The 7,675-nt window shown below is 67.3% G+C and carries 6 protein-coding genes; 2 read left to right on the forward strand and 4 right to left on the reverse strand.

Annotation, left to right across the window (positions count from 1 at the left end):
* Positions 1–72: 72 nt before the first annotated feature.
* The 4 genes from AB0B64_RS60585 to AB0B64_RS60600 form a co-directional block, all read right to left on the reverse strand.
* A complete protein-coding gene (locus tag AB0B64_RS60585; protein ID WP_357961680.1) occupies positions 73–558 on the reverse strand; it encodes a hypothetical protein in 486 nt (161 codons plus the stop codon).
* 698 nt (positions 559–1,256) lie between these two features.
* The gene (locus tag AB0B64_RS60590) at positions 1,257–2,009 is read right to left on the reverse strand and encodes an ABC transporter permease (RefSeq protein ID WP_358207575.1); all 753 of its coding nucleotides are present in this window, start codon (positions 2,007–2,009) and stop codon (positions 1,257–1,259) included.
* Positions 2,006–2,998: an ATP-binding cassette domain-containing protein gene (locus AB0B64_RS60595; RefSeq protein ID WP_357961675.1), complete on the reverse strand. Its 993-nt coding sequence runs from the start codon at positions 2,996–2,998 to the stop codon at positions 2,006–2,008. Before AB0B64_RS60595 ends, AB0B64_RS60590 begins: the two co-directional genes overlap by 4 nt.
* The gene (locus AB0B64_RS60600; RefSeq protein ID WP_358207593.1) at positions 2,995–4,461 is read right to left on the reverse strand and encodes an alpha/beta fold hydrolase; all 1,467 of its coding nucleotides are present in this window, start codon (positions 4,459–4,461) and stop codon (positions 2,995–2,997) included. The genes AB0B64_RS60595 and AB0B64_RS60600 overlap by 4 nt, the downstream gene beginning before the upstream one ends.
* Positions 4,462–4,627: 166 nt before the next feature.
* Between AB0B64_RS60600 and AB0B64_RS60605 the strand changes: the two genes are divergently transcribed.
* Complete coding sequence (locus tag AB0B64_RS60605; protein ID WP_358207583.1) at positions 4,628–5,755, forward strand: sensor histidine kinase; 1,128 nt, start codon at positions 4,628–4,630, stop codon at positions 5,753–5,755.
* A 703-nt stretch (positions 5,756–6,458) separates the two neighbouring features.
* Positions 6,459–7,097 (forward strand): response regulator transcription factor, encoded by a 639-nt coding sequence (locus tag AB0B64_RS60610; RefSeq protein ID WP_358207588.1) that lies wholly within the window; start codon positions 6,459–6,461, stop codon positions 7,095–7,097.
* Positions 7,098–7,675: the final 578 nt, after the last annotated feature.

Genomic DNA, 7,675 nt, shown 5'->3' on the forward strand with positions numbered 1-7,675 from the left:
GGGTGGCGCGCCCGTGGCGCGCCACCCTCCGAGTGGTCAAGACCGCCTACAAACAGTCAGGGACCCTAGCGATCAGAGGCTGTTGGTGCGGTCGCCGCAGTGGGGGTCCGAGCCGCTACGGTCGAAGACGAAGTTGAAGTCGACGTGGACCTTGTCGCTCCGCTTGACCCGGATGTTGGGGACCGACCTCCCGCCGCCGCCGGGCGACACGTTGTCCCCGGACGTGTACGACCAGATCGTCTTGTCCGGCAGGCCCCGCCGCTCCAAGCGGATCCTCAGGCGGACGTTGTTCTTGTTCCTGAGGCCGGGGCCACCGAGGTACCAGTTGATCCGGTTGAAGTAGTCGTACCTGCCCTGGGTGTAGTAGTAAGCCTTGATGTTCCCGTAGTTGCTCTTCGCCGCCTGGCAGCCGCCGGCCAGGTAGGCGGCGGCGCTGGTGGTGACGCTGGAGACGTTCGACGTGCTGAGCGGCGCCGATGCCTGTGCGGCGGTGTCCATCGTGCCCAGCGAGAGCACTGTCACGGCCACTGCAGTGGCGAGCTTCGTGATCGGCTTCATGTCCTGCTCCTCCGTTCGAGATCTTCCGTTCGAGCTTGTGAGAGGAAGATAGGGAGCCGGACGTTGAGTATTTGTTGAGGATCTGTCAGGTGAGTCAGGTACGACCGACAAGGTCCCACGAGGACCGGTCTATCCGCTCACGAACGTCGGCAGGCCCAAGCCTGTACTCAGGAACGTGGCAGGTCCGGTCTGTGCGCTCACGAACGCAAGCAGGCCCGGCCCGTACTCACGATTGTGGGCAGGACCGCTCTGCGCGCTCACGAACACAAGCAGGCCCGCCCTGCACTCACGATTGTGGGCAGGACCGCTCTGTGCGCTCACGAAGGCGGCCCCCCCATGGGATCTGCGAACGCGGGCCAGCCTCTGTGACCCACAGAACTTCTCCGGCGCATGTCACCAACGGCGCAAACCGCTGAGACCCGCGAAACTACTGCGATCTCGATCTCGCAGCCCCCCGCCTGACAGCCAAAGGGCTTGTGTCCTCAGGGGGTTGAGCAGGCGCCGCTCACAGCAGAGGCGCCCCGCACGTTGGAGGTGCGGATGATCAGTGCTGTCTCGATCGTATTGCCTCCTTCCAACGAGGCGGTCCGTCGCGTTGCTCCCTTCCAACGAGGCGGTCCGTCGCGTTGCTCCCTTTCGACCAGGCGGTCCGTCGCGTTGGCCCCTTCGAACGAGGCGGTGCGTTCGGTCAGCTGCGGTCAGGCGTCGCGGCGGGTGATCGCCAGGGTTGCCGCTAGGAGGGAGATCACGACGTAGCTCACGAGGATGATGGTGGCCGAGGCGGGACCGAAGCCACCGGAGTCGGGAACGCCGGCCACTTGCCTTGTCAACGACGAGACCGTCAGGGAGCTCATCCAGTCGTTCCAAGGAGCGGGGACGAAGCGCTCCAGCCCGGTCGGGGCAAGCAGGAAGGCAACCAGCCCAATGAGCGCTCCCGGTGTCGACCGCAGAATGGTGGCCAGGCCTAACCCCATCACCGCGGCAACAGCGGAGCTGGCGCCTGTCCCCAGCACCTCGGTCAGGGCGGCCGGTTCGGAGAACGAGGCGCCGATCGGGCGCCCACCCACCACTGCCTGTGCGGTGAAGTATGTGGCGAACGCCAGCACCTGGCCCGCGACCGCGGCTACGGCGGCCACGACGACGGCCTTGGCCAGGAGGAGCATCCAAGGGCGCCGGATCGTGGTCAGCGTCAGCCTGATCATGCCGGTGCCGTACTCGCCGGAGATGGCAAGCACGCCCAGCATGCCGAAGAGTATGGGGGTGATGTCGGCGCCGAAGCTGAGCCCGGTGCCGACGGGCTCCCCGCCGAAACCGTTGGTGTCGAAGTAGTGCGAGATCGAGAAGGCGGCGAAGCCGGTGAGCGCCAGGGCCGAGAGCGTGGCGGCCAAGACATAGTAGGTGGATCGGAGCGAGCGCAGCTTGAGCCATTCCGATGCGATGACGTTGATCATTTGGTTATCTCCGTGAAGGCCTCTTCCAGCGATGCCCGACGCGGCGCCAGTTCGTGAACGGCGCAGCCGTTCGCCAGGGCGACGTCGCCGATGGTGGCCGCGGTCAAGCCGGACACCAGCAACTCCTCACCTACCTGCGAGGAGAGAGCCGAAGACGCGGCACCGACCTGCGAGGAAAGGGCCGAAGACAGAGCGGTTTCGCTTGCGGCGGGCACGCCCGTCTCGTGCGTGGGGCGCACGCCCATCTTCTGCGCGGGGCGCACGGTTGCCCCCGCGGCTTCGAGCACCCTGGCCAAGCGGTCCGCATGGGGCGATCGGACCAATACGCCCCCTTGAAAGCGCGCCAGGAGCTCCGCTGTCGTGGTGTCCTCGATCAGCTGACCGTGGCCGATGATGATGAGCCGGTCGGCGGTGAGGGACATCTCGGTCATCAGATGGCTCGACAGCAGAACGGTGCGCCCCTCGGCCGCCAGCGATCTCAGCAGCGTCCTGAGCCAACGGATGCCGTCGGGGTCGAGGCCGTTGACCGGCTCGTCGAGAATGAGCACGCCCGGGTCACCGAGCAGCGCCGCCGCGATGCCGAGGCGCTGCCGCATCCCCTGGGAGAACCCGGCGATTCGCTTGCGCGCCGCTCCGGCCAGGCCGACCTCCTCGAGAACTTGTACGACCCTGCCGCGCGCGATTCCGCCGGCATACGCCAGCGCTTGGAGGTGATCGAACGCACTGCGCCCGCCCTGCACCTCGGCGGCGTCCAGCATGGCACCCACCTGACGCATGGGGTCCTGAAGGTCGCGTTTGCAGACGCCGTTGATCAACGCCTTGCCCGTCGTGGGCGTGTGAAGGCCGAGGATCACTCGCATGGTGGTGGACTTGCCGGCTCCGTTGTGCCCGAGAAAGCCCGTGACCTGTCCGGGCTTGACGTCGAACGTCAGTCCCGAGACTGCCCGCGTGGAGCCGTACAGCTTCGTCAGATCTGCGACTTCGATCATTTTCCCACCTGTTGGATGCGTTCGGCGGGGCAGCGTGTGCCCGGAGCGGGCAGCGCGCCCGTTGTCAGATAGGTGAAAACGTGCCGCCGCAGGCAGATGTTGGCTGCCCATGACGCGTGTCCGTCGCCGTGCCACAGGACCTGCGCGGAAGGAATCTGCTCGGCGACGTGCTGCTGCCCGAGATAGTTGGTGTTGTTGTCGAGCTCCCCGATCGCGAAGAGGATCGGTGGGACGTCCTTGACGCGCAACGGATGCGGCGCCCAGGACGCGCCGCCGCCGCGCCCCCAGCACCGCCCGAGCTCGAAGCGCCCCTCGAGCCAACCGAATCTCGGCGCGATCTCACGGAGTCTGGCCTCGATGCCCTGGAACTCCTCGTACGTCGGCAGCTTCGGCATGAAGTCGTTGCACAGGGAGTCTTGGCTCACGGACGAGCCGCCCTGATCCGGCGCCAGCTTTGTCAGGAAGTCTCCGGCATCGCCGTCGAGGGCCTTACGGATTGCGGTGGCGAGCTGGGGCCAGAACGCCGGATTCATGCCTTTGACCGCGCCGGCGTACAGCTGCCCCTCATGCACCGTCCGGTCGGCCGACGCCGGCAGTGGCGCGCGGCGCATCCTGGCAACGAGCTCGTCCCACGCCTTGGCGGCGTCCGTGCCGCGCAGAGCGCAGTCGGTGCGGCGGGCGCACCAGTCGCGGAAGCGGGTGAGATGGCGCTCCTGCGTGAACGCGTAGTTGCGGATCCAGGACTCGAATTCCTGCTGGGTGTGATCGGCGGTTCCGTCGAAGTACATCCGACCGACCCGCTGCGGGAACAGCTCAAGATAGGCCTGGGCGTAGACGGTTCCGTACGAGTTGCCCGCGTAGATGAGTTTGTCCTGGCCGAGTGCGGCGCGCAGCGCGTCGATGTCATGTGCCACATTCCAAGCCGTCATGCCGTACCACGCCGACTTGACCATTTTGCGGCAGCTTGCCTGATGGGCGGCGTTCTTGGCGGCGTGGGCGTCCCAGTCCTGCTTCGTCCGCGCAAGGATCAGGCCGAAGATGGAGGCATCTGGCTCCGCGCAGCTCGCTCTCTTGCCGCTCTGGGGCTCGGACAGCCCGCGCGGATCGATGGCGATGACGTCGAACCGGCGCTGCAGCTCGTTGAGCAGTGCCGGTAGCTCCGGTGGGGCGTCGGGGCCGGTTTTCCGCCTGAGCACTGATGTGCTGGTGCCCGGACCCCCGAAGTTGACGATCAGTGGCCCCATGCTCGCGCCTGTCGCGGGCAGTTTAGCCACGTGCACCGAGGTCTTGGGCCCGCCCGGATCGGCCCAGTCCACGGGAACAACCAGCTCGGCGCAGCGCAAGCCGTCACCACACTCCTTCCAAACGAGGCGATACGCCCGCGCCGAGGCCAGCGCGATGCCGCCGAATGACACGGCGAGGCAGGCGGCGAGACACAGGGCGATGAGTCCGCGTCGATTCATGCGGGCCACGATGCTGCACGGCGGCGGGTGCGCGCATCGAAGCCAGGTCCGATCTTGCCTATCCGACCACGGTCGTACGGTGCAGGCCTGTGAGAGCGGAGTACGACTACGGTCTGACGGCCCGTGCTCCGATTCGCCCGCGCTCGTTCATCGATAACGTCGGGCCGTGAACCTGCTCGCCCGACGGCCCTCGCACAGGCTGCTCATTCTGGCCGACACCATTGTCGCGGTGCTGCTCGCGCTGGCGTCCACGATGAATCCGCCCGGCCTGGAAGTGAGCGCCGCGTCCGCGTTGAGCTGCTGGCTGCTCGTGATACCTGTGGCGGTGCGGCGGATCTGGCCGGAGTCCGCATACTACGGTGCGCTCCTGGCCGGCCTCCTGGTGCTCGCGCTACAGGTGAACCGGCTGATGCCGGTCATGGTGGCAGCCTTGACCGTCTACCTGGTGGCGTGCACCCGGCCCGTACGGCGTTCGGCGATCGCCCTCGTGTCAGGCCTGCTCGTCAACGGAGGCGCCCTGCTGGCCTCGGCGATGAGCGCGGCACCACGGACGGACGGCTGGCCAAACCCTGTCTTCATCGTCGGGATGGCCTGGCTCGTCCTGACGGCGAGCTGGAGTCTCGGCACGACAGCACGCACCCGCCGCGAGTTCGCCGCGCGCGAGGCCGGGAGGCAGGCCGAGAGGGCTGTGGTCGATGAGCGCCTGCGGATCGTGCGCGAGCTGCACGACGTCGTCGCCCATTCGATGAGCGTGATCACCGTCAAGGCGGGGGTGGCGGCCAAGGTCATGGACAAGCACCCGGAGGAAGGGCGCGAGGCGTTACGGGCCATCGAGGAGATCGGGCGCAGCTCGCTCGTGGAGATGCGCCAGTTCCTCGGCGCGCTGCGCGCACCCGGCAGCACACCCGACAACGCGCCGCTACCCGGCCTCGCCGACCTGCCGTCGCTGGCACACCGGGCAGCCGAGGCCGGCGTGCGCGTCGACCTCTCGGTGAGCGGGGCCGTGCCCGAAAGCATGGAATTATCCGTCTACCGCATCGTGCAGGAGGCGATCACCAACGTCGTCAGACACGCCGCTCCCGCCCATTGCCAGGCCAGCGTGTCGGTGGTCGATGGGATATTGAGCATCTCCGTCGTCGACGACGGGCCGGGGCAGCGACGCCTGCCGGGCGTGGTGGGCGGACACGGTCTCAGGGGAATGCGTGAACGGGCCACACTGCACGGCGGCACCTTCGAGGCCGGACCTCTGCCGGGGAGCGGGTTTGGCGTGTACGCATCATGGGAGATCCCTTGACTGCCCCAGCTCACGCCGGTCATCAGAGATCCCGACGTACAGCTCCACTGACCGCCCGGGCTCACGCCGATCACCAGAAATCCCGGCGCACAGCTCCACTGACCGCCCCGGCTCGGTGGTGTCCCATCCAGTGGTGGATCAACGATCTCGTTGTGTGTTTCCTACGTGGGCGAACAGGGCTGAGCGGATGGGAAATTACACCGCTCTGCGGGACGTCATCCCCGGCTCACGCCGGTCACCAGAGATCCCGACGTACGGCTCCGCCTCGCGTCGGGCCTTCGGGACCATATCGTGGACGGCGCCATGCCCAGGGCGGCGCCACCCCTCAGTGTGCTTGGGCTCTGGGGAGCTTCGCCACACCCGTGCAACGCAGCTCGAAGACGGCGATGTCCCGCGACAGCGGCGGTTCTGTGGGGAGTGTCCCGGCGAGGGGCAGCAAGTCGGCAGTGGAGGGACCGTTCCGGCTGGTGAGAGCTGTGCCCGCCACCCGCCTTCGACCGCGCTCCCACCGTTTGCCGGCCTGTCCCGATCTGTGCGCGAGCGTCAGGGGTTGATCCGCCATGGGGTGCGCGATGTTGGACCGTGAGCGTAAGTCGGCATCTGTGGTGTTGAGTGGCATAAAGACAGAAGGCGGCGTCGACTGGGACAGTGTCCAGCGGATCAGGCCGAGCCCGCTGACGGTGGGCGTGTTGTGGGAGATCTCTTGATTCGAGTGCTCGTCGCCGACGATCAAGCACTGCTGCGTGGCAGCTTCCGTTTGCTGATCGACTCGGAGGACGATCTCACTGTGGTCGGGGAAGCGGCCGACGGACAGCAGGCGGTGGCTCTTGTGCGGACGGAGTCACCCGATGTGGTGCTCATGGACGTCCGGATGCCGGAGATGGATGGCATCACCGCGACCAAGCAGATCGCCGGGGATACGCGGGTGCTCATTTTGACCACGTTCGACCTGGATGAGTACGTCTATTCGGCGCTGCGGGCAGGCGCCAGCGGATTCCTGCTCAAGGACGCGCCCCCCGACGATCTTCTGAAGGCGATCCGGGTGGTCGCGTCGGGCGAGACGCTGCTCGCGCCGAGCGTTACCACGCGATTGATCGCGGAGTTCGTCCGGCGGCCGGCCCAGCCGGTCTTCCGCGGGCTCGGCAAGTTGACAGATCGGGAGCGCGAGGTGCTCACCCTCATCGCCCACGGACTGTCCAACGCCGAGCTGAGTGCCCAGCTCCAAGTGAGTCCCGGGACCGTGAGGACGCATATCAGTCGCCTGCTGGCCAAGCTGCAGGCCCGAGACCGCGCCCAACTCGTCATCGCCGCCTACGAGGCCGGCCTCGTCACGCCGCGTTAGTCCAGCGGCTGGATGCAGTGGAGTCCGGATGCGTCACCGCGTTACCGCCGAGGGGCACCAACGCCTGAGCGGGGAAGCCGCGTTGCCGTCGAAGAACTACCTGCATCGGAGTGCAGACACCGTCTTACCACCGAAGAGTCGGCAGCGCCGGAGTGCTAACACCGCACGCCCGTCGAGGAGACGCTCGCTGACGACTGGGTGTGGACATCGCGAGTTGCTGCGCTGACGCCAACAATGACGCGTCGCGTCCACTCGGGCGCCCACGATGACGGGTCGTTTCCACTCGGGCGCCGCCGCCCGTAGACTCCCCGTCGACCTGGATCTGTGTGCCGCGGCCCGGCACAGGGTCGCGGGCATTCCCCACGACATCGCTCCGCAAGCCGTTCCCTCCCACGTTCGCCGTCGCTCCAGCAGGCCGCCTTGTGCAGATCGAGCTCTCAAGGCCTGGGAACGGCCCAACGCCCCATAACGCAAAAAGTGGGCCCCGTGCCAAGCCGTCCCTACCCGCGTTCGCCGTCTCTCCGGCAGGCCGCCTCGTGCGGGCCGAGCCCTCCAGGCCCGGGAACGGCCCAACGCCC

This window comes from Nonomuraea sp. NPDC049129 (assembly GCF_040648495.1).
Taxonomy (GTDB): domain Bacteria; phylum Actinomycetota; class Actinomycetes; order Streptosporangiales; family Streptosporangiaceae; genus Nonomuraea.